The 20,884-nt window shown below is 72.7% G+C and carries 18 protein-coding genes; 13 read left to right on the top strand and 5 right to left on the bottom strand.

Annotated features, from left to right (window positions below; translation table 11 throughout):
* Positions 1-297 precede the first annotated feature (297 nt).
* On the bottom strand, positions 298-1,062 hold the full coding sequence (locus ACFWEE_RS18245) for a thioesterase II family protein (RefSeq protein WP_386890256.1): 765 nt from the start codon (positions 1,060-1,062) through the stop codon (positions 298-300).
* A 475-nt stretch (positions 1,063-1,537) separates the two neighbouring features.
* Here ACFWEE_RS18245 and ACFWEE_RS18250 point away from each other — a divergent pair, with 475 nt between their 5' ends.
* From ACFWEE_RS18250 to ACFWEE_RS18260, 3 genes are read left to right on the top strand one after another with little or no spacing between them, the layout of a single operon-like run.
* Positions 1,538-2,404, top strand: coding sequence for a polyphosphate polymerase domain-containing protein (locus ACFWEE_RS18250; RefSeq protein ID WP_386890361.1), 867 nt, complete (start codon positions 1,538-1,540; stop codon positions 2,402-2,404).
* Positions 2,401-3,078, top strand: a complete 678-nt coding sequence (locus tag ACFWEE_RS18255) for a DUF4956 domain-containing protein (RefSeq protein ID WP_386890257.1) — start codon at positions 2,401-2,403, stop codon at positions 3,076-3,078. The genes ACFWEE_RS18250 and ACFWEE_RS18255 overlap by 4 nt, the downstream gene beginning before the upstream one ends.
* Entirely contained in the window at positions 3,078-4,973 is a 1,896-nt protein-coding gene (locus ACFWEE_RS18260; RefSeq protein WP_386890259.1) for a CotH kinase family protein, read from the top strand. Before ACFWEE_RS18255 ends, ACFWEE_RS18260 begins: the two co-directional genes overlap by 1 nt.
* A 336-nt stretch (positions 4,974-5,309) precedes the next feature.
* Here the strand turns inward: ACFWEE_RS18260 and ACFWEE_RS18265 are convergent, their stop codons facing one another.
* Entirely contained in the window at positions 5,310-5,990 is a 681-nt protein-coding gene (locus ACFWEE_RS18265) for a phosphotransferase (RefSeq protein WP_386890260.1), read from the bottom strand.
* 188 nt (positions 5,991-6,178) lie between these two features.
* Between ACFWEE_RS18265 and ACFWEE_RS18270 the strand changes: the two genes are divergently transcribed.
* Both ACFWEE_RS18270 and ACFWEE_RS18275 read left to right on the top strand, forming a co-directional pair.
* Complete coding sequence (locus tag ACFWEE_RS18270; RefSeq protein WP_386890262.1) at positions 6,179-6,691, top strand: SigE family RNA polymerase sigma factor; 513 nt, start codon at positions 6,179-6,181, stop codon at positions 6,689-6,691.
* Between the two features lie 83 nt (positions 6,692-6,774).
* Positions 6,775-8,115 (top strand): hypothetical protein, encoded by a 1,341-nt coding sequence (locus tag ACFWEE_RS18275; protein ID WP_386890264.1) that lies wholly within the window; start codon positions 6,775-6,777, stop codon positions 8,113-8,115.
* 48 nt (positions 8,116-8,163) lie between these two features.
* Here the strand turns inward: ACFWEE_RS18275 and ACFWEE_RS18280 are convergent, their stop codons facing one another.
* Positions 8,164-9,879, bottom strand: a complete 1,716-nt coding sequence (locus ACFWEE_RS18280; protein WP_386890266.1) for a bifunctional 3'-5' exonuclease/DNA polymerase — start codon at positions 9,877-9,879, stop codon at positions 8,164-8,166.
* 160 nt (positions 9,880-10,039) lie between these two features.
* Between ACFWEE_RS18280 and ACFWEE_RS18285 the strand changes: the two genes are divergently transcribed.
* The 4 genes from ACFWEE_RS18285 (at position 10,040) to ACFWEE_RS18300 (ending at position 15,170) form a co-directional block, all read left to right on the top strand.
* On the top strand, positions 10,040-10,966 hold the full coding sequence (locus ACFWEE_RS18285; protein ID WP_386890267.1) for an NADP-dependent oxidoreductase: 927 nt from the start codon (positions 10,040-10,042) through the stop codon (positions 10,964-10,966).
* Positions 10,967-11,014: 48 nt separating this feature from the next.
* Entirely contained in the window at positions 11,015-12,205 is a 1,191-nt protein-coding gene (locus ACFWEE_RS18290; protein WP_386890269.1) for a DUF2786 domain-containing protein, read from the top strand.
* 132 nt (positions 12,206-12,337) lie between these two features.
* Positions 12,338-14,560: an FUSC family protein gene (locus ACFWEE_RS18295; RefSeq protein ID WP_386890271.1), complete on the top strand. Its 2,223-nt coding sequence runs from the start codon at positions 12,338-12,340 to the stop codon at positions 14,558-14,560.
* A 367-nt stretch (positions 14,561-14,927) separates the two neighbouring features.
* Positions 14,928-15,170 carry a DUF397 domain-containing protein gene (locus ACFWEE_RS18300; RefSeq protein ID WP_327180091.1) on the top strand — a complete coding sequence of 81 codons (243 nt, stop codon included), beginning with the start codon at positions 14,928-14,930 and terminating at the stop codon, positions 15,168-15,170.
* A gap of 332 nt (positions 15,171-15,502) precedes the next feature.
* On the opposite strand, the gene ACFWEE_RS18305 is transcribed toward ACFWEE_RS18300, so the two are convergent.
* Complete coding sequence (locus tag ACFWEE_RS18305) at positions 15,503-16,030, bottom strand: ATP-binding protein (protein WP_386890273.1); 528 nt, start codon at positions 16,028-16,030, stop codon at positions 15,503-15,505.
* Between the two features lie 91 nt (positions 16,031-16,121).
* Between ACFWEE_RS18305 and ACFWEE_RS18310 the strand changes: the two genes are divergently transcribed.
* The 4 genes from ACFWEE_RS18310 to ACFWEE_RS18325 all read left to right on the top strand — a co-directional run bounded on the left by ACFWEE_RS18310 (position 16,122) and on the right by ACFWEE_RS18325 (position 19,395).
* On the top strand, positions 16,122-16,280 hold the full coding sequence (locus ACFWEE_RS18310; protein ID WP_386890275.1) for a hypothetical protein: 159 nt from the start codon (positions 16,122-16,124) through the stop codon (positions 16,278-16,280).
* Between the two features lie 88 nt (positions 16,281-16,368).
* On the top strand, positions 16,369-17,232 hold the full coding sequence (locus ACFWEE_RS18315; protein WP_386890277.1) for a helix-turn-helix domain-containing protein: 864 nt from the start codon (positions 16,369-16,371) through the stop codon (positions 17,230-17,232).
* A 58-nt stretch (positions 17,233-17,290) separates the two neighbouring features.
* Positions 17,291-18,748 carry an aldehyde dehydrogenase family protein gene (locus tag ACFWEE_RS18320; RefSeq protein ID WP_386890278.1) on the top strand — a complete coding sequence of 486 codons (1,458 nt, stop codon included), beginning with the start codon at positions 17,291-17,293 and terminating at the stop codon, positions 18,746-18,748.
* Between the two features lie 113 nt (positions 18,749-18,861).
* Positions 18,862-19,395 carry a DinB family protein gene (locus ACFWEE_RS18325; RefSeq protein WP_386890280.1) on the top strand — a complete coding sequence of 178 codons (534 nt, stop codon included), beginning with the start codon at positions 18,862-18,864 and terminating at the stop codon, positions 19,393-19,395.
* Positions 19,396-19,413: 18 nt separating this feature from the next.
* Here ACFWEE_RS18325 and ACFWEE_RS18330 read toward each other — a convergent pair whose 3' ends face one another.
* Positions 19,414-20,835: a glutamate decarboxylase gene (locus ACFWEE_RS18330; protein ID WP_386890281.1), complete on the bottom strand. Its 1,422-nt coding sequence runs from the start codon at positions 20,833-20,835 to the stop codon at positions 19,414-19,416.
* Positions 20,836-20,884 lie beyond the last annotated feature (49 nt).

The raw sequence follows: 20,884 nt of genomic DNA on the forward strand, positions 1-20,884 counted from the left end.
GGTGAGCGGCAGGGGCCGCGGCCGAGCCCGGCGGAACGACTGCGTCCGCTTCGGTGCCGACGGGCCGGAGCGCCTGCGGGAGTCGTGGCATCCTCGCAGGTCACCGCCAACTCGTCGGTGGCGCCCCGCCGCTGGGCGGGCCGGACGGCGCGGGGTGGAGCCGGGCCGCCGCCTCCGGTGCGGCGCCCGGTGGCCGGTCGGGGCGGGCCGAGGAGCCGGGCCGGGCGGACCTCCGGTGGTCACGTCCGCCCGGCCGGTGCGCGGGCGGACGTGACGCACTCCACGCCCGGCAGGCCGCTACACGGCGATGCGCGCCAGGGCGCCGGTGATCGTCGCGAGGACGGCGCGGGACTCGGGTTCCAGGAAGAAGTGGCCGCCGGGGAAGGTGTGCACGGTGCAGGTGCCGGTGGTGTGGTGGCGCCAGGCCTCGGCCTCCTCGGCGGTGGTGAGCGGGTCCTCGGAACCGGTCAGCACGGTGAGGGGGGAGCGCAGGACGACCCCGGGCGGGCAGCTGTAGTTCTCGAGGGCGCGGTAGTCGCCCCGGACGGCGGGCAGCACCAGGCCGACGATCTCGGGGTCCGCCAGCAGCTCGGTGTGCGTTCCGCCGAGCCGCCTGATCCGGGCGAGAAGGCCCTCGTCGTCCAGCGAGCCGACCGGCTCCGTCGCCGGGCGGTGGGTGTCCGGCGCGCCGCGGCCGGAGAGGAAGAGCGTCAACGGCGGCTCGGCGCCGCTCAGTTCCCGCAGCCTGGCCACCTCGAACGCCAGTGAGGCGCCCATGCTGTGGCCGAAGAAGGCCAACGGGCCGGGCAGGGCCAGGAGTTGCCGGTGGATCGCTTCGGCGAGCTCGCCCAGGTCCTCGACGCACGGCTCGGAGAAGCGGTCCTGCCGTCCCGGGTACTGGACGGCCACCACCCCGACCGAGGGCGCCAGGGCCGCCGAGAACGGGTGGAACCAGCCGGCGGAGCCGCCGGCGTGCGGGAAGCACACCAGGGTCACGGCGTCCGCCCCGGCGGCGTGGTAGCGGCGGAGCCAGGGATTGTTCCCCGTGTGCGGTGCGGTCATCTTGCTTCCTCTTCCCGTCCGTTCCCTTGCCGGGACGCGTTTCCCCGCATTCTCCCGCGGGGTGCCGCGTACTGGATTCCGTACGTGATCCATGCCCAAGGGCGCGCGACGGAACCGGTGCCGGAATCCGGAGCTCCGAACCGATCGGCAGCCATGCCGTGTTCACCGTGTGTTCATTGTGTGTACTCAGCTCATTCAGATAAGGATTTCATAAGTTCCTCATCTTTTGCCGATTCCTTACCTGGAGGAAGAACACAAGCGAACGGCACGAAGGGGAGCCATGACTGGCTGGCTGGGGCGACTGCGTCCAGGGGCTCGTGGCACGAAGCCCGTCGAGCAGGAAAGAGCCGGTACGCCGACCGGGGCGGCCGGGGCGGCCGGAACCGTGAACGCCTCCCCCGGGACCGGGACCGGGGCCGGGCCGGGGCAGGGGCCGGGGCCGGGGCCCAGGCAGGGCCTCGCGGGCGAGGATGCCCTGCGGGTGGCCAGCCGGCTGCACGCCTTCAACCGGTACGAGCTCAAGTACCTGGTCCCCGTCGAGCAGGCGGCCGAGATCAGTGACGAGCTGGGCGAGCGCATGGACCGCGACCCGCACAGTCCGGTGGGCGGCTACGGCGTCTGGAGCCTCTACTACGACACCCCTCAACTCCGGTTCTACTGGGAGAAGATCGAGGGGCTGAAGTTCCGCCGCAAGCTCCGCATCCGGCACTACGGCGACCTGGACGGGATCACCGACGCCTCGCCGGTCTGCGTCGAGATCAAGCAGCGGGTCAACCGGGTCACCCAGAAGCGCCGCATCACGCTCCCGTACGAGACGGCCCGGCGGATGTGCGACGACCGGCAGATGATCGAGCACTCGCCGAAGGAGGCCGCCTTCGTCGAGGAGGTCCTCGAACTCGCCGTACGCCTCGACCTCCAGCCCACCGCCATCACCGGCTACCAGCGCGAGGCGCTGGTAGGACGCGACCAGGACACCGGTCTGCGGGTCACCTTCGACCGGCGGATCCGGGGCCGCGACCGGGACTTCCACTTCGGCACCGCCGGTGCGGAGAACCGCTTCACGATCCCGCCGCACATGTCGGTCATGGAGATCAAGGTCAACGAGCGCACCCCGCACTGGATCACCGATCTCGCCGCCCGCCGCAACCTCAGCCTGATCCGCGTGTCCAAGTACGTCCAGTCCATCGAGGCGTTCGGGCTCGCGCCCCGCTCGGTGTTCCACGTACGGGAGGAAGACCTCCCACCGGCTCCGCCCCAAGACCACGGCGACGGAACCCCGTTCGCCGCTTCCCCCATCCAACTCCCCGCTCCGGGGCGCCTGACGGAGGCTGTCCGCCCGTGAATTTCGACCTGCAGGACCTGAGCGGCACATTCAGTGTCATGGACATCGTCCTGGCGATGACCCTGTCCTTCGTACTCTCCACCGTGATCGGTTACGTCTACCGGGCCACGCACAAGAACGTCTCCTACAGCCAGTCGTACGTCCAGACCCTGGTCATCGTCGGCATGGTCGTCGCCCTGATCATGCTGGTCGTGGGCTCCAACCTGGCGCGCGCCTTCTCCCTCGTCGGCGCGCTGTCCGTGGTCCGCTTCCGCAACGCGGTCAAGGAGACACGGGACGTCGGCTTCATCTTCCTGGTGATGGCGATCGGCATGGCGTGCGGCGCGCGCTTCTACACCCTGGCCGCGGTCGGCGGCGCCGTCATCGCGCTGATCATCTTCCTGATGAGCCGCTTCGACCTGTTCGCCCTCAACGTGCAGCGCCAGGTCGTCAAGGTCCAGCTCCCCGCCGGTGAGGACCACACCCAGAGCATCCAGGACGTCCTGCTGCGCCTGACCGACGAGTTCGAGCTGGTGAGCACCGAGTCCATCCGGGGCGGCACGCTGACCGAGGTGTTCTACACCGTGCGCATCAAGAAGGGCCACGAACCCGGTGAGCTGGTCGCCGCGCTCCAGGAGCGCACGAGGGGCCAGCGCGTCACCGTGCTCACCGGTTACGACCAGACGGACCTGTGATGGCGGAGGTGGAGGGGGGCGCCCGCGCGGAGCGGCGCACCCCGCCCCGCAAGCGGCTCGCGCACCGCATACCGCTGCCGGTGCGCCACCACTGGAGGCCGGTCGGCCTGCTCTGCGCGGGACTCGCCGTGCTCCTGGTCTTCTTCTCCGACGCCCGGGTCACCCCGTTCGTCACCAGCGCCTCGGCGGAGGACGCCGACACGATCACCGAGAACCTGCCGGGCACGGTCGGCCTGTACGACACGACGGCGGCGCACACGTTCCGGATCGAGTACGAGCAGACCGACTTCGACAAGATGATGAAGGAGTACGAGAAGGACGGCACCAAGGACTACATCGAGGCCGATCTCACCATCGACGGCACCTACCTCAACGACGTCGGCATCCGCCTCAAGGGGAACTCGACGCTGCAGAGCCTGCGCGGCTCCGGAGGGTTCGGCGGGGCGGGCGGGGCGGGCGGGTTCGGCCGACAGGGCCGAGGCCGGCAGGGCCAGGCACCCCAGCAGGGCCAGGCACCCCAGCAGGGCGAGGCACCCCAGCAGGGCGAGGCACCCCAGCAGGGCGAGGCTGCGCAGGGGCAGGGCGGTCAGCAGCCTGCCGGTGGGATGCCCGCGGGCGGTGGCGGGATGACGCAGTACGACCTCTCCGCCGACAGGCCCGAAGAGCTCCCCTGGCTCGTCAAGATCGACGAGTACGTGGAGGGGCGCGCGTACCAGGGCCACCGGGAGATCTCCCTGCGTCCGGGCGTGGATGACCAACTCCCGCTCAACGAGGCCCTGTCGCTCTCCCTCATGGCCAAGTCGGACCAGCCCGCCGAGGAGTTCGGGTTCGTGGATCTCACCGTCAACAACCGCCCCGCGGCGACCCGGTTGATGGTGGAGAACCCGAGCAAGGACTACGTCGAGCAGCGGGTCCTCGGTGACGGAGTCGCGTACAAGGCCCGTGCGGGCGGCAGTTTCGCCTACGTCGGTGACGACCCGACCGACTACGAGACGTCCTTCAACCAGCTCAACAAGAAGGGCAGTCAGGACCTCGCCCCGGTGATGCGGCTGCTGAAGTGGGTGGACCAGGCGTCGGACGAGGAGTTCGCCGCGGACCTCCACACGTACGTCGACGTCGACTCGTTCGCCCAGTACGTCGCGACCCAGAACCTGATCCTGAACTTCGACGACATGGCGGGCCCGGGCAAGAACTACGTGCTCTGGTACGACCTCGGCACCAAGAAGTTCTCCGTGCTCGGCTGGGACTTCAACCTGACCTTCAGCGGGGACGCGACCAGCGGGCCCGACGACAGCACCAGCATGGGCGGGTTCGGCGGCGGTGGCGCGATGCCCGGAGGCCGCCAGAACGCGACCGGCGGTCAGGACGCGGCCGGAGGCGGTCAGGGCACGACCGGTGGCCAGGGCACGAACGGCGGTCAGGACGCACCCGGCGGGGCGCAGTTCCCGGGTGGCGGGCAGCCGCCGGCCGACGGCGAGTTCCCGGGCGGTGACCTCCCGGCCGGTGGCGGCATGCCGGGCGGCGGCGAGATGCCGGCCGGTGGTGACTTCCCGGCCGACGGCGGATTCCCCGCCGGAGGTCAGGGCGGCGACGAGCAGGCGGGCGGCGCCGGCGGGCGGATGGGCGCCGGGGGCGGCATGGGCGGAAACGCCCTGAAGGAGCGGTTCCTCGCGGCCGACGCCTTCGACGCCGTCTACCACGCCGCGTACAAGAAGCTGTACGAGCAGTTCTACGGCTCCGGGTACGCCACCACCACCCTCGACACCGTCGTCGCCGCCGCGAAGAAGTCGGGCGCCGACGCCTCCGGAGTCGAGAAGACCGCGAAATCCCTGCGGACCACCGTCACTTCGCGGACCGATAGCCTCGCGAAGGACAAGGTGATCACCGGCGGCTGATCGCCTCCGCCCGGTCACCGGTCGCCCGCACCCCGTCGAGGGGTGCGGGCGACCCGCGTTCCGGCGCCCGGCCGCTCACCCCCAGCCGCCGCGCAGGGTCGCCGCCCCCCTGTCCGTACGCGGCGCCGGGGCCCCTGTCCGTACGCGGCGCCGGGGCGGCCTCGATCCGGCCGATGACGCTCCGGGCCACCATCCGGGCCGGACAGCGGTACAGCTCATCGGTGTCCCGGCAGAGCGCCTGGGCGAGGAGGCCGGAGGGGCCCGGTCGCGGCCACCGCCATCGCCGGCTCCTCGTGCTCCCGGCACCGTGGCCCTCGCCTCCGCACCGCCGTCCCGTCACCTCCCGTGCGCGGCCACCAGGGCCGCCGCCTCGCCCAGGACGGCCTGTTCGGCGGCGGAGAGGTACGGGTCCGAGGAGCGGCGGGCGACGGCTCCGGCGAGGTCGTGGTCGGTGATCCGGCCGTCGCGGGCCATGGCGTCGAGCAGCGCGGTGAGCAGGAGGCGCACCCGCTGCGCCGCCGGGAAGTCAGGGATGAGGGAGACCTGCGCCAGGATCAGGGCCGACATGGCGCGGTCCGTCCCGGGCGGGCCCTCGGTGGTGTTGCTCCAGTCGATCACCATCGGCCCGTGCCCGGTCAGCATCACGTTCTCGGGGTGGAGGTCGAGATGGAGGATGCGGACCTCCGGATCGGAGGAGAGGCGCGGCGGCAGCGCGTGCAGCTCCCGCAGCAGCCCGGCGATCATCTCGCCGCCCTGCCGGGCGTCCAGGGAACCGGCCATGAGCGCTTCGGCCAGGGTGGGGCCGGTCAGCCGCTGCATCACGAGGTCGCCGGGGCCCGCCCCCTCGGCCGGCGGCCCGATGCGCGGCACCGGGAAGCCGAACGCGGAGAGGTAGGACATCACCGCCAGTTCGGGGGTGGTGTCGGCGTCGTCGCGGTAGCGGCGCAGGACCCAGGAGTCGTCGAGTGCGTACACGTCGGCGCTGCGTCCTGACCCCAGTAGCTGACCAGTGTCCATGGCGCCGAACCTACCCGCGTGCGGGGGAGTTGGGGAGCGGTGGGGGTGCCCCGGATCCGCCTGTCCGCACCGGGGCGGACAACCGCCCGGAAATTGCTTCGCGTTCGTGTGAAACATTCCGCCGGGTCCGACGCGTCGAAGGAGTGCGGGGCGCACGGCTTGACCGGCCGTGGGAGACGGGGGGACGCATGAGGAAGTCGCGGGTCGAGGACTTCAGGGAGTTCGCGGCGAGCTGCGCGGGCCAACTGTACCGATCAGCAGCGCTGTTGACCGGTGGTGATGTGCACCTCGCGGAGGATCTGGTCCAGGAGACCCTGGGCCGGATGTACATGCTGTGGGGCCGTGTCCACCGGATCGACAACCCGGCGGCGTACGCCCAGACGGTGCTCGTCCGCGCCTTCCTCACGCATCGCAGACGCCGCTCCGCCGGTGAACGCCCCCTCGCGGAGCTGCCGGACACCGCCCCCACCCCCGCCGGGGCGGACCCCGCCCTGCGCCTGACGCTGATCGACGCCCTCGACCGGCTCGCCCCGAAGGACCGGGCGGTCGTGGTGCTGAGGTACTGGGAGGACCGCAGCGTCGAGCAGACCGCCGAGGCCCTCCGGACGAGCCCGGCGGCCGTAAGGACCCGGTGCGTACGGGCGTTGGCCCGGCTGCGCACCCTGCTCGGCGGCAGTCTCGCCGAGTTCGCGACGTACTGAGCCGGCCGGCCCCCCTCCCCGGCCGCAAGCCCGACCCGACCCGACCCACGCTGCCTCCACCGAACGAGAACGGTGACTTCGCCATGCCCTTTGAAGACGACCTGAGCGGAGAGCTCCGCCGTGCCGGCGAGTCCTTCGAGATCCCCGACCGGACCGCGCTGCTCGACGGCGCGGTCGAGCTCGGACGGCGCGGGGTGCGCCGTCGCAGGGCCGCCACCGTCACCGGGGGCGCGCTCGCCCTCGCCCTCGTGGTCCTCGGCGGCGGTCTGGCGACCGGGCTGGTCGGTGGATCCGGGGGCACCACCGACGTGGCGGCGGACGTGGGCTCGGTGTCCCCGGGCGCGGGCTCCGGCGGCGGGGTCTCCGGCACGGAGATGGTCGAGACGCTGGCCGCGCTGCTGCCCGGCGGGAAGGTCTCCGAGGGGTCCGGCATCGGCACCGGGGAGATCGAGGACGGGTCGGTCGCCTCGGCCTCCGTCGTCTACGACGAGGGGGACGGGCCCGCCACGGTCACCGCCTCCCTCTACCCGTCGCCGGCCGGTGCGCGGGACCGGGGCGAGAAGGCCGCCTGCATGAACGTGGCGGGAGCCCAGCGGGACGTACCGGAGGGCGCGGTCCTCACCTACGACGGGATCGGCGGACCCGCCCTCACCGACGGAACCGGGCGGAAGACCACCGACGGGGAGTGCCCTGCCGCCGGGGACGCCGCTCCGGGCGGCGGTCTCGTCGGCTACCGCTTCCGCAGCCTGACGGCGGACGGGGTGACCGTCGACGTCCGGGCCTACAGCGGGCTGCTCGACGGGTCCGGCGAGGGCGTCCGTTCCACACCGCCGCTCGACCGGCGGCAGCTCGCCGCCCTCGGGCAGTCCACGCGGTGGACCCGCCTGGTCCAGCGGATGGCGGCGGTCGTCGCCCTCCAGGAGAAGAACGGCCGGGGCGGATCGGGCGGCAATTCCCCGACCCCCTCGCCCACCCCGAGCAGCGCCCCCGAACTCGACTACTCCCTGCTGATGCCCACGCTCCTGAAGCTGCTCCCGGACGACGTCACCGTGGTCCGCAAGCAGCAGGACGACGGCGGGGAGTACGCCGAGCTGGTCGTGGACGACGGCCAGGGCCAGTCCCTCGTCGGGATCAACGTGCAGCGCGACATGCGGGACGTGGCGGGCGACCTGTACGGCAGTGCCGAGACGCTGCCCGGCGGGGTGCTGCTCGCGGTCCGGCAGGCACCGGGCGAGAAGGGCGGGCAGGGCATCGTCCAGTGGACGGCCGACCTCATGTACCCCGACGGCATGCGGGTCGTGGTCATGGCCTTCAACGCGGACCGGCAGGACGGGACGGCCACCCGGTCCGAGCCCGCGCTCTCCCTCGACGAGCTCAAGGCCCTGGTCACCTCACCGCAGTGGCGCACGCTCCAGGTGAAGTAGGCCCTGCGGTGGGAGGGCGCCCCACTTCGTGCCGGGGACGCCGGGACGTCACTTCGCGTCCGAGTACCGCTCCACCACCGCCGTGGTGAACGGGAACCGCACCGGGGTCACCCCGAAAGCGATCCGCCCGGCCAGCTCACCGGCCTCGCGGATCGCCCGCACCACCCGCTCGGCCTCCTCGGCCGGGCAGTGCACGATCACCTCGTCGTGCTGGAAGAACACCAGCTCCGCCCGGAGTCCCTCCTCGGCGAGCGTGCGGCGCAGCCCTGCGAGCAGCAGCAGCGCCCAGTCGGCGGCGCTGCCCTGCACCACGAAGTTGCGGGTGAAGCGACCGCGGGCCCGCGCGTCGGAGGAGGCGTACCCGGGGGTGAAGCCGTACCCCCGGCGGCCGTCCCCGGAGCCGTCCTGCTCGTCCGCGCCGCCCTCCTGCGGCAGCCCCGCCTCGCCGTCGTCCCCGGCCCCGGCGGCGGGCGGGCTGGTCCGCCCGAGCCAGGTCCTCACGAGGCGGCCCTCCTCGCCCGCCTTCGCCGCGTCGTCGACGTACCCGACGGCGAGCGGGAAGCGGCGGCGCAGCGCGGCGAGGTTCTTCAGGCCGTCGCCTGAGGTCTGGCCGTAGACCGCGCCGAGCAGGGCGACCTTCGCCTGGTCGCGGTCGCCCCGGAAGGCGCGGTCGGAGAGCGCGGCGTAGAGGTCGCCCTCGTGTCCGGCGACCTCCATCAGTCCGGGGTCGCGGGAGATCGCGGCGAGCACCCTCGGTTCCATCTGGTCGGCGTCGGCGACGACGAGCCGCCAGCCCTCGTCCGCGACGACGGCCCGCCGGATCACCTTCGGGATCTGGAGCGCCCCGCCGCCGTTGGTCGTCCACCGGCCGCTGACCGAGCCGCCGGGCGTGTACTCGGGGCGGAAGCGGCCCTCGCGCACCCAGTCCTGGAGCCAGCCCCAGCCGTGCGCGGTCCAGATGCGGTAGAGCTTCTTGTAGGCGAGCAGGGGCTCCACCGCCGGGTGGTCGATCTCCTCCAGCTGCCAGCGCCGGGTCGAGGTCACCTTGATCCCGGCCCCGGCGAACGCCTTGATCACGTCGGCCGGCAGATCGGGCCGCACCCGCCGGCCGAACGCCGCCGACACCCGGTCCGCCAGCTCGGCGAGCCTGCGGGGCTCGCCGCCGCCCGCGTACCGCTCGCCGAGCAGTTCGTTCAGCAGCGCCCGGTGCACATCGGCGCGCCAGGGCATCCCGGCCCGGTTCATCTCGGCGGCGACCAGCATCCCGGCCGACTCGGTGCCGGTGAGCAGCAGCATCCGGTCCGGGTGCTCGGCCGCCGCGTGGCGGCGCAGCTGGTCGGCGTAGACGTCGAGCAGCGCCTCGAACGGCACCTCGGCCCCGGCCGACGGCTCGAAGAGCGGGGACTGCGCCCCGGGGTCGGCGCCGCGGGGCGGCGGGTCGGCGGGTACGGGGGTGTGACGCAGGCGGGCCAGGGCCGCCGCGGCGGAGCGGGGTTCACCGAGCCGCCCCTCGTGGCCGAGGAGAAGCAGCTCCGCGCACTCGATGTCGTAGCACCGCTCGACGCGGACCCCGGCGGCGAGCAGCCGGGGGTAGATCCCGGCGGTGGACCGCCACACCCAGCGCACCACCTCGGGGCGCGCCCGGACCGCTTCGGCGAGGTCGGGTTCGCGGAGCACCGGCCCGGCCGGGCGCCCGTCCCGCTCCAGCGGAGCGAGCAGCGCGCCGCCGCCCTCCGCCTCGGCCAGGGCCCACCGTTCCGTCATGGCCCCGAGTCTGGCACCGGGCACTGACACCGACGGCCGGGGCGTGTCCCGGTGGCCCCGGGCGGCGTCTCCCGGGAGGCAGTTCCGGGGGCAGGCCGCGAGGATCGGTGCGGGGGCGACGGCGAGCGGACCGCGGTGCGCGCGGGGAGCAGGAGCAGGGATGAAGGCGATCGTGTTCGAGGAGTTCGGCGGTCCCGAGGTGCTGCGGCTGACGGAGGTGGACGCCCCGCGGGTGGGGCCGGGCCGACTCCGGGTGCGGGTGCGGGCCGCCGGGGTCAATCCGCTCGACTACAAGATCCGCAAGGGGTGGATGGAGCAGGCCCACCCCACCCCGCTCCCCGCGACGCCCGGCAGCGAGTTCGCGGGCGTGGTCGAGGAGACCGGCGAGGGCGTCACGGACTTCGCCCCCGGCGACGAGGTGCTCGGCTACAGCGAGACGGGCGCGTACGCCACCGAGGTGCTGGCCGCCCCGGAGAAGATCACCCGCAAACCGGCCGACCTGGACTGGGAGACGGCCGCGGCGCTGCCGGTGGCCACCGAGACCGCCTCCCGGGTGCTCGACGAACTGGCGCTGGACGCGGGGGAGACGCTGCTGCTGCACGGTGCGGCCGGTGCGGTCGGCTCGGCCGCCGTACAGCTCGCGACGGCCCGGGGCGCGACCGTCATCGGCACGGCGTCCCCCGCCAACCACGACTACCTGCGCGTGCTGGGCGCGACGCCGGTGGAGTACGGCCCGGGGCTGGTCGAGCGGGTCCGCGCGGTCGCTCCACAGGGTGTGGACGCGGTCTTCGACGCGGCGGGCCGGGGCGCGCTGCCGGACTCCATCGAGCTGCGCGGCGGTACGACGGACCGGGTGATCACCATCGCCGACGCGGACGCCCCCGCGCTCGGCGTCGCCTTCTCCGCCGGGGGCGGCGGCCCCTCTGCCGGGCGGCTCGCCGCCAACGCCCGGCGGGCCGTCCTCGGCGAGCTGCGCATCCCGGTCGACCACACCTACCCGCTGGCGGAGGCCGCCGAGGCGCACCGGGTCAGCGAGGCCGGGCACGTACGCGGGAAGCTGGTGCTGCTCCCTCCGCAGGAGGGGTGAGGGTGCGGGGCCGGGGACGCGGGGTGCGCCCGCCTCTACCCTGAACCCATGGAATCGGTGATCGACCAGGCGTGCGCGGCGGCCCTCTACTCGGAGGGCGACGCCGGTCTGGACACCGGTGCGTCGCTGCTCGCCGCCGCACCGGACGCGGACGACGACGCGCACCGGCGCGGCGAGGAGTTCCTGCGCCGCGCCTGGGCCCGGGGCTGGCAGCCCGCCGACGTCGTCCGGTTCGTGCGCCGGGAGCTGGACGAGGAGCGGGCGGCCCTCGCCGCGACCCTGATCGCCGCCGAGACCACCGCCTACGCGACGCTTCCGCCGCGCTGGTCCGGCCAGCTCGCCGAACTCCCGCCGCCCGTCCCGCGCAACCGCCCCGACCGCTTCTCCTACGCCTCCGCGCTGCTGGAGCTGTACCGGCTGCTGCTGCGGCTCCCCGCCGTGGAGGCGGTCGGGCCGCCGCCCGGCGGGAGCCCGGCCGGTGCCGGACCGCTCCCGCCGCCCGCGCACGACGAACCGCGCATGCTCACCCGCATCCGCGCCCTGCTGGCGAAGGCGGAGGCCACCGACTATCCGGAGGAGGCCGAGGCGCTCACCACCAAGGCCCAGGAGCTGATGGCCCGGCACAGCATCGACGAGGCGCTGCTCGCCGCCCGTACCCACAGCGGGGACCAGCCCGGCGCCTGCCGGATCGGGGTGGACGCCCCGTACGAGACGGCCAAGGCGATCCTGCTCGACGCGGTCGCCTCGGCGAACCGCTGCCGGGCCGTGTGGAACAGCGACCTCGGCTTCACCACGGTCGTCGGGTTCGAGCCCGACCTGGAGGCGGTGGAGCTCCTCTTCACCTCGCTGCTGGTGCAGGGCACCTCCGCGATGGCCCGGGCCGAGGCGGGGCAGCGGGCGGGCGGCCGTAAGAGGACGAAGACGTTCCGGCAGTCCTTCCTGATGGCGTACGCCCAGCGCCTCGGCAGCCGGCTCGCCGCCGACACCGCCCGGGTCACCGCCCAGGCGGAGGCCGCGGGCGCGGACGGCGGCGGTGCGGACGGGCCCGGGAACGACGCGCTGCTCCCCGTGCTGGCCGCCCGCGACGTGGCGGTCTCCGGCGCGGCGGAGCGGATGTTCCCGAAGACCACCACCACCCGGGTGCGCGGCGCCACCGACCTGGACGGCTGGACCCACGGCACCGAGGCCGCCGACCGCGCCCGGGTGGGCGGACGTGAGGGCCGGGGCATCACCCGGTAGGCGAGGGCCGGGGCGTCACCCCGGAGGAGGTCCGGGGCGTCACCCGGTGCCCGGCCCGCGAGCGGCCGGAAGTCGTCCCGGACGGGTGAACCAAAGGTCGGACTTGTCCCGTATCGCGGCTACGCTCGCCCCATGAGCTGGCTCCGGGCGCTGAAGGAGACCGCCCGCTCGGGGTTCACGATCGAGCGGCCCCGGCTGGAGCCGCTCGTCGCGTTGCGCGGCGCCATCGGGCTGGCGCTGGTGGTCGAGACCGCGCTCGCGGTCTTCGGGCCGGTCATCGCGGCCAGTTCCGCGTTCGGCGCGTTCCAGGCGGCCATCGCCACCTTCCAGCGCAGCTGGCGCCCCCGCCCGGTGCTCGCCCTGGTCTCCGGCGTCAGCCTGAGCGTCTCGACGTTCGTCGGCTACGTCGCGGGCCCGTACTACGTGGTGTTCCTCGGCGTCCTGGTCCTCTGGACGTTCGTCGCGGGACTCTGCTGGGCGGCGGGCCCCACCGGCGGCATCATCGCCTCCTCCAACGTGGCGATCATGCTCGTCACCATCACCCTGCCCACCTCCGTCCTGGACGCCGCCGCGCACGCCGGAGTGATCATCATCGGCGGGCTGGTGCAGGCCTCCCTGATCGTGCTCTTCCCCGTACGCAGGTGGGGGGCCCAGCGCGACGCGCTCGCCGACGCGCTGGCCGCCGAGGCCGACTACGCCCGACGGCTGCGCTACGACCCGATCGCGCCCTTCGACTCGGAGGCGCTGATGACGGCCCGCGACGCGGCGGCGATCTCCGCGCGGGAGGCCCGCCACCGCCCGGCCGAACTGCACGGCGCCCGGAGCATCGCCGAACGCATCCGCCCGGTGCTGGCCTCGCTCGCCGACCCCGCCATGGGCGTGCCCGAGGAGGGCCCGCAGCGCGACCGGGCCCGTGAGCTGCTCAAGGCGGCCGGCTCGGTGCTCGACGCGGCGGCCCGCGCGATCCGGCACGGCGATCCGGTCCGGCTGGGCGGACCGGCGCTGGCGGCGCTGGAGGCGCCCGAGACCGGCGGGCTCACCAGCGGCCCGCCCCGGCGGGCGGCCGACCGGCTGATCGCCCTCCTCCACGACGTCGTGGAGATCGCCGAGGGCGCCGGGACCCGGCACGGCTCGGAAGGCGACCCCGAGACCCCGCACCGCCGCCGCCCCGGCCTGATCAAGCTCGTCCCGGTCGTGATCGGCCGGATGAGGGGCGAGTTCCACCGCGGGTCGGCGATCCTGCGGCACGCGATCCGGGTGACCGCGGTCGCCACCGTCGGCTACTTCATCGGAGAAGCGCTGCCCTTCGGGCACGGCTACTGGGCGCCGATGGCCGCGGTCATGGTGATGCGGCCGGACTTCTCGCAGACCTACGCCCGTTCGGTGGCCCGCTTCGGCGGCACCATCGTCGGCGTCACCTTCGCCACCGTCATCGTGCAGGTCGCCGACCCCGGCCCCGAACTCTCCGCCGCGCTGGCGGTCTCCTGCGCCTGGCTGATGTACCTGCTGATGCGCACCGGATACGCGGTCGGCCAGGTCTGCATCTCGGCGTACGTCGTCTTCCTGCTCGGCATGGCCGGCAACGACTGGTCGCAGACGGTCCCCGAGCGCATCGTGCTGACCCTCGTCGGCGGGCTGCTGGCCATGGTCTCGTACGCCGTCTACCCGGCCTGGGAGACTCCGCGGCTGCGCAACCGTCTCGCCGGGTGGCTGATCGCGGTCGGCCGGTACGCCGCCACGGTCATCGACCAGTACGCCGACCCGGCGGCCCGCAGCAACGAGGACGTGCGGACCGCGCTCATCGCCTCCCGCGAGGCCCGCGTCGAGTGGACGGAGACCCTGAAGAAGGCCCAGTACGAACCGGTCCGGCACCGCGGCATCTCCCGGTCGGCCGCCACCGACGCCCAGCACGCGCTGGCGCAACTCGGCCGGGCCGCCATGCTGTTGGAGGCCCACCTGCCGGACCGCGCGGCAACCCCCGTACGCGGCGCGGCGGAACTCGCCGACGCCCTGCGCGGCTCCACCGAGAAGGGGGCGAAGGCGGTACGCGAACGGCGGGTCCCGGAATGGGGGCCGGTCGCCGAGTCGGTGGCGTACTGGGACTTTCTCGAAGCGCCCTACGACGAGGAACCCGAACCGGGAGAACCCGTACCCGACCCCGTCGTACGCCGGGGAGCCGCGCTGCTGCTCGACGCGCTGGTGGAATTGTCGTTCGCGCTGGACGACCGGGGAGCCGTGCCCAGCAGCCGCAGAGCGAGACCGGGCGATGAAGAGGCAGAAGGCGGAGAGGACCGCGAAGGCCGGGAAGGCCGGGAAGACGGAGAAGAGGACCGGGCGGAACCGGAATCCCGCTGAAAAGCATGGAAGCGGGGGAGGGCGCTCGGGCGGTGCCCGGCGGCGTCCGCCGTGGTCGCACCGAGGTGGCACCGCGGACCTGCCGCACCGGCCGTGGCCCGCGGATACGGCGGCGGCACAAGGGGAAACGGCGGGGGGAGATGTCGACGGGGATGCCGGGAGGTGCGACGGCGGAGATCACCGATCCGGGCCGCCCGGGGCCTCCTGTGGCGCACATGCCATTTGTGGTTGCCAGGAATCGCTGTAATCAAAGGACCACCCCGCGTGCACGTGCATTTGCCCATGCATTGGCATGTGAATTACCGCTATGATCCGGGTTGGTTGACGCTTGGTTGACACTTGCACCTTGCAACTCGGGGAGCTTTCTGTGCACGACGTGTACAACGGCATGGCGGCCACAGGACTTCACGGGGTCGTCTGGCAGAAGAGCAGACACAGCAACTCCCAAGGATCGTGCGTGGAGTTCGCGAAACTTCCCGGGGGCAATGTGGCCATGCGCAACTCCCGCCACCCGGACGGTCCGGCGCTCGTCTACACGCCGGCGGAGATCGAGGCGCTTCTGCTGGGCGTCAAGGACGGCGAGTTCGACCACCTGGCGTCCGGAGCCTGAGCGCTCGCCGCGCGGCACGGTCCGGCCTCGCGGGCGCCAGGGGATGCGCGGGGCGCGCCGGATGGCACCGGGAGCGGACTCCGTGCGGACTCGACGCGGGCCCGGACGGTGGGACGCGCGGCGGACGGGACCTGAGGAGCCCGGACGGTGCGACGGGCGGGCGGATGCCCGGCGCGCGGGCGGGCGGGACGTGAGGAGGGCCGGAGCGCGACTCCCCCTCGCACTCCGGCCCCCGGTCTCTCGGGTCCGGCCTCCGCACGGGTCCCGTACGTGTCGTGACGGTCCCGCACCTGTCGTTCACGCGCCCGTGCGGGGCGTGAACCTCCCTCCAGTCAGAGGGAGTTGTCGGCCACCTCGCCGTCGCCCGTCAGCAGGAAAACCGCCCAGACGACCTTCCCGCGCGGGGTCCCCGGGGTCCCGGCGGCCGGGACCGGGTGCCAGCCCCAGCTGTCGCTGAAGGACTCCACCAGGAACAGCCCCCGGCCGGACTCGGCGGAGTCCTCCGCCTCGCCCGCCATCGGGCTCTCCCGGCTGGGGTCGCGGACCGCGCACACCAGGCGGGTGGAACAGCGGGCCAACTGCAGGCGCACCGGCGGGGAGTTCGGGTCGCGGGCGACGTCGGCGGGCAGCGCGTGACGCAGGGCGTTGGTCACCAGCTCGGAGACGACCAGGGCGACATCGTCGAAACGGTCGTCGAGTTGCCACTGGTGGAGCGTGCAGCGGGTGAAGTGCCGTGCGGAGCCGACCGCTTCGTACCGGGCCGGGAGCGTGATCGATGCCGATGCCGTGATCGCCGCGGGGTCGGTGGGGGGCAGGCCACGCCGTAACGGTTCGAGCGTCGTCGATCCATCAGTCCTCATGCGAGGTGCTCCCGGGATTCGCGGCTGCGAGCGGCACTGCCTGTGAGCGGTACTGCGGGGACACAGCGGCACAACACGAACGATCACGCAGGTGCGCAAGGGCCATGCTTCCGAATGCGTGGAGCAGATGCAAGGGCAGATGCACGTGCACGCGCCGGACGTGCCCGGTACCGTGGTGGTTCCGGAGCATTTCTTCCGCACGGCATTTTTCACGGCTCCGGCAAGTCTTCCCCTCTCTGTAACCGAATGAGTACGGCCCGAAGCGTTTTGGTGGCAGAATCCGGTTCTCGGGGTTCGGGGGGCCTCGTTGCCCGGGAAGCTATGGGGAGGGTTGTCCAGTGTCGGCAGGCGAGTCGAGTGGATCCGTGGTGCGCCGCATCCTGCTGGGCTCTCAGCTCAGAAGGCTGCGCGAGTCCCGCGGGATCACGCGTGAGGCGGCCGGCTACTCCATCCGGGCCTCCGAATCGAAGATCAGCCGCATGGAGTTGGGACGGGTGAGCTTCAAGGCCAGGGACATCGAGGATCTGCTCACGCTCTACGGAGTCGCGGACGAGGCGGAGCGCGAATCGCTCCTGGGCCTGGCGCGCGAGGCCAACGTGGCGGGCTGGTGGCACAGTTACGGCGACGTGCTGCCCGGCTGGTTCCAGACCTACATCGGTCTGGAGGGGGCGGCATCCCTCATCCGTATCTACGAAGTCCAGTTCGTGCACGGCCTGTTGCAGACCGAGGCGTACGCGCACGCGGTTGTCCGGCGGGGCATGCGCGGAGCGCCCGAGGCGGAGATCGACCGCCGGGTCGCACTCCGTCTGGAGCGGCAGAAGGTGCTCGTCTCCGAGCGCGCGCCGGACTTCCACGCGGTGCTCGACGAGGCGGCCCTGCACCGGCCCTACGGTTCACGCGACGTGATGCGCTCCCAGCTGCGGCATCTGCTGGAGATGTCGGAGCACCCCAACGTCTCCCTCCAGGTGATGCCTTTCAGTTTCGGCGGACACGCGGGCGAAAGCGGCGCGTTCACCATGCTGCGCTTTCCCGAGTCGGACCTGTCGGACATCATTTTCCTGGAGCAGCTCACCAGCGCGCTCTATCTCGACAAGGCCGAGGACGTCCAGAGTTACGAAAAGGCCATGGTCCAGCTGCGGGCCGACAGTCCCGGGGAGGACGAGACCCGGGATCTCCTCCACCGACTCCTCCAACAGGCCTGATTCACCGTTACGATGACGTTCGATCAGGAGTGTGCGAACGCCTGCAGTAAGGGATTGCATGTCCTTCTTCCATGAACTGGCCCATCAGTACATCGATGGCGAATGGCTGACCGGCAGCGGTTCGTGGGACATCATCGACGTCAATCCCTACAACGGCGAGAAGCTCTGCGCCATCACGGTCGCGACGACCGCCGAGGTGGACCGGGCGTACCGGGCCGCCGAACGCGCGCAGGCGGCCTGGGCCGACGCCCGTCCGCACGAGCGACAGGCCGTCCTCGTACGGGCGTTGGCCGTCGTGGACGAGCGGGCCGACGAGATCGCCGAGGCCATCGTCGACGAGCTGGGCGGGACGCTGCCCCGTGCGCGGTACGAGATCGGCCTCGGCCGCGAGCTCCTTCGCGAGGCGATACGCCAGGCCGTCCGCCCGGTCGGCGGGCTGCTGCCCGCGGCGGTGGACGGCAAGGAGAACCGGCTCCACCGGCGCCCCGTCGGGGTCGTCTCCGTCATCAACGCCTTCAACTTCCCCTTCGTCGTCGCGATGAAGTCCGTCGCTCCGGCACTGGCGCTCGGCAACGCGGTCGTGATGAAGCCGCACCAGAACGCCCCCGTCGTCGGCGGCGGTCTCGTGGCGCGCGTCTTCGAGGAGGCCGGGCTGCCGCCGGGGCTGCTCAACGTGGTGGTCACGGACAGCGCCGAGATAGGGGACGCGTTCATCGAGCACCCGGTGCCCGCGGTGGTCTCGTTCACCGGCTCGGACCGCGTCGGCCGCCGGATAGCGGCCAAGGCCGCCCGCCGTTTCAAGCGGTGCGTACTCGAACTCAGCGGCAACAGCGCCCTGGTGGTGCTGGAGGACGCGGACATCGCGGCGGCGGTGGACGCCGCCGTCTTCAGCCGGTTCTTCTTCCAGGGCCAGGTCGGCATGGCGGCCAACCGCATCCTGGTCGACCGCCGGGTGGAGGCCGAGTTCACCGGGCGGTTCGTCGCCGAGGCGGCCCGGATCACCGCCGGGGACCCGCGCGACCCGGCCACCCGAATCGGCCCGGTCATCAACGCCTTCCAGGTCGACGCGCTCACCGGGCTGGTCGACGAGGCGCTCGCCGCCGGAGCCACCGCGCTGCTGCGCGGCCGTACCCGGGGCAACGTCGTGGAGCCGACCGTGCTGACCGGGGTGCCCGAGGGCTCGCCCCTGCTGACGCAGGAGGTCTTCGGCCCGGTGGCCGTACTGGTCCCCTTCGACGGGGAGGACGAGGCGGTGCGGATCGCCGACGACACCCCGTACGGGCTGAGCGGGTCCGTGTACACCGCCGACGTCGACCGCGGGGTGCGGTTCGCGCGGCGGGTCCGTACCGGGATGTTCCACGTCAACGGTCCCACCGTTCAGGACGACCCGCTGGCCGCCTTCGGGGGCGAGAAGATGTCCGGACTCGGCAGGCGGAACGGCGACGCGGTCGTGGACGCCTTCACGACGACCCACTGGATCTCGGTCCAGTACGGCCGCACGGTCTTTCCTTTCTGAACGCAACCGCGTGTCCCCGGTGTTGAGGACCGAAGCTGTCCGCAAGGGCTCGTAGCGTGTGGGTGTCGGCCGGGGCCAAGGGGGCACCGGCACGAGACCCCGGGACGGTCAGCATGGTCACCCACGTGTCCGAATCGCACGGCGACGAGCGCGGCACCCTCCTCGCCTTCGTCGCGGCCCAGCGCGGCGCGATCCGCCGCACCCTCCTCGGGCTGACCGAGGAGCAGGCGGCGAGCCGGCCGAGCGCCAGCGAGCTCTCCCTCTCCGGGCTGGCCAAGCACGTCGCGGAGGTGGAGCTGAACTGGCTCCGGATGGCGCAGCGGCAGCCCAACGAGAAGGTCCGCACCCAGGAGACCTGGGGGGACGGCTTCCGGCTCGTCGACGACGAGACCGTGCCCCAGGTGCTGGCGTTCTGGGACACGGTGGCGGCCGAGACCGAGAAGTTCGTCCGGTCGGCTCCGGACCTCGGCGCCACCTTCCCGCTGCCGGAGGCCCCCTGGTTCCCGCAGGGCGAGGAGGTCTCCCTGCGGTGGTTCCTCGTCCACCTGGTCGAGGAGATCGCCCGGCATGCCGGGCACGCCGACATCATCCGGGAGTCCCTGGACGGCCGGACGGCCTTCGAGCTGATCGCGGAGAGCACCGAGTAGGGCGGCGCGCAGGGCTGTTCAGTGGTGGAACGAGGTCGCGGCGGTCTTGTCGCGGCTCAGCGGGCGCGCCTGCTCGCGCAGTTCTGGCAGCAGCCCCCGCAGGTCCTCCAGCAGGAGTTCGGCGAGGTCGGAGGAGAAGCCGTTGCGGCAGACGATCCGCAGCACCGACAGGTCCTGCCGGTTGGCCGGGAAGGTGTAGGCGGGCACCAGCCAGCCGCGTTCGCGCAGCCGCCGGGACACGTCGAAGACGTCGTACGCCGTCACGTCCGGTGCGGTCGTCACGGCGAAGACCGGCAACTCGTCGCCCCGGGTGAGGAGATGGAAGTCGCCGAGGGCCTCGATCCGTGTCGCGAGGCCCCGGGCGACGTCCCGGGAGGTCTGCTGGACGGCGCGGTAGCCCTCCCGGCCCAGCCGCAGGAAGGTGTAGTACTGCGCGACGACCTGGGCGCCCGGCCGGGAGAAGTTCAGCGCGAAGGTGGGCATGTCGCCGCCGAGGTAGTTCACCCGGAAGACGAGCTCTTCGGGCAGGTCCTCGGGCGTGCGCCAGAGCGCCCAGCCGACACCCGGGTAGACCAGGCCGTACTTGTGGCCCGAGGTGTTGATGGAGGACACCCGGGGGAGCCGGAAGTCCCACACCAGGTCCTCGTCGACGAAGGGCGCGACCATGGCGCCCGAGGCGCCGTCGACGTGCACCGGGATGTCGAGCCCGGTCCGCTCCTGGAGGGCGTCCAGCGCCTCGCAGAGGCCGGCGATCGGCTCGTACGACCCGTCGAAGGTGGAGCCGAGGATGCCGACGACTCCGATGGTGTTCTCGTCGCACAGGTCGGCGGCGCCCTGCGGGTCGATGTGGAAGCGGTCGCCCTCCATGGGGACGAGCCGGGCCTCGACCTCCCAGAAGTTGCAGAACTTCTCCCAGCACACCTGCACGTTGATGCCCATCACCAGATTGGGCCGCGCGGTGGCCGGATAGCGGTCCGGGTTCTTCGCCGCCCAGCGCCGCTTCAGCGCCAGCCCGGCGAGCATGCAGGCCTCGCTGGAGCCGGTCGTGGAGCAGCCCACGGCGGTGGCCGGGTCGGGGGCGTTCCACAGGTCGGCGAGCATCGCCACGCACCGGCGCTCCAGTTCGGCGGTGCGCGGGTACTCGTCCTTGTCGATCATGTTCTTGTCCCGGCACTCCGCCATCAGCACCCCGGCCTGGGGCTCCATCCAGGTGGTGACGAAGGTGGCGAGGTTGAGCCGGGAGTTGCCGTCGAGCATCAGCTCGTCGTGGACCAGCCCGTACGCGGTGGACGGCGGGAGCGGGCCGTCCGGCAGCCGGTGCGTCGGCGGGGCCGAGGTCATCCCGGCCGTCGGATCGGCCTCCCCGAAGAAGGGGTTGAGGGCCAGCTTCCGGCCCTGGCCGGAGTCGTCCTTGCCGTGTGATCCCTTGTGGAGCGCCATGCGGCACGTCCTCTCGGTCCGCGGGCCCCGGTCGCGGGGCCCGCTCACG

The organism is Streptomyces sp. NPDC060184, from assembly GCF_042728795.1.
Classification (GTDB): Bacteria; Actinomycetota; Actinomycetes; order Streptomycetales; family Streptomycetaceae; genus Streptomyces.

What these genes read in the sequence shown, in the direction of transcription:
- ACFWEE_RS18305 (WP_386890273.1), bottom strand. Translation starts at nt 16,030, where the DNA reads ATGAGGACTGATGGATCGACGACGCTCGAACCGTTACGGCGTGGCCTG.
- ACFWEE_RS18320 (WP_386890278.1), top strand. Translation starts at nt 17,291, where the DNA reads ATGTCCTTCTTCCATGAACTGGCCCATCAGTACATCGATGGCGAATGG.
- ACFWEE_RS18285 (WP_386890267.1), top strand. Translation starts at nt 10,040, where the DNA reads ATGAAGGCGATCGTGTTCGAGGAGTTCGGCGGTCCCGAGGTGCTGCGG.
- ACFWEE_RS18270 (WP_386890262.1), top strand. Translation starts at nt 6,179, where the DNA reads ATGAGGAAGTCGCGGGTCGAGGACTTCAGGGAGTTCGCGGCGAGCTGC.
- ACFWEE_RS18260 (WP_386890259.1), top strand. Translation starts at nt 3,078, where the DNA reads ATGGCGGAGGTGGAGGGGGGCGCCCGCGCGGAGCGGCGCACCCCGCCC.
- ACFWEE_RS18245 (WP_386890256.1), bottom strand. Translation starts at nt 1,062, where the DNA reads ATGACCGCACCGCACACGGGGAACAATCCCTGGCTCCGCCGCTACCAC.
- ACFWEE_RS18265 (WP_386890260.1), bottom strand. Translation starts at nt 5,990, where the DNA reads ATGGACACTGGTCAGCTACTGGGGTCAGGACGCAGCGCCGACGTGTAC.
- ACFWEE_RS18325 (WP_386890280.1), top strand. Translation starts at nt 18,862, where the DNA reads ATGGTCACCCACGTGTCCGAATCGCACGGCGACGAGCGCGGCACCCTC.
- ACFWEE_RS18275 (WP_386890264.1), top strand. Translation starts at nt 6,775, where the DNA reads ATGCCCTTTGAAGACGACCTGAGCGGAGAGCTCCGCCGTGCCGGCGAG.
- ACFWEE_RS18330 (WP_386890281.1), bottom strand. Translation starts at nt 20,835, where the DNA reads ATGGCGCTCCACAAGGGATCACACGGCAAGGACGACTCCGGCCAGGGC.
- ACFWEE_RS18295 (WP_386890271.1), top strand. Translation starts at nt 12,338, where the DNA reads ATGAGCTGGCTCCGGGCGCTGAAGGAGACCGCCCGCTCGGGGTTCACG.
- ACFWEE_RS18290 (WP_386890269.1), top strand. Translation starts at nt 11,015, where the DNA reads ATGGAATCGGTGATCGACCAGGCGTGCGCGGCGGCCCTCTACTCGGAG.
- ACFWEE_RS18280 (WP_386890266.1), bottom strand. Translation starts at nt 9,879, where the DNA reads ATGACGGAACGGTGGGCCCTGGCCGAGGCGGAGGGCGGCGGCGCGCTG.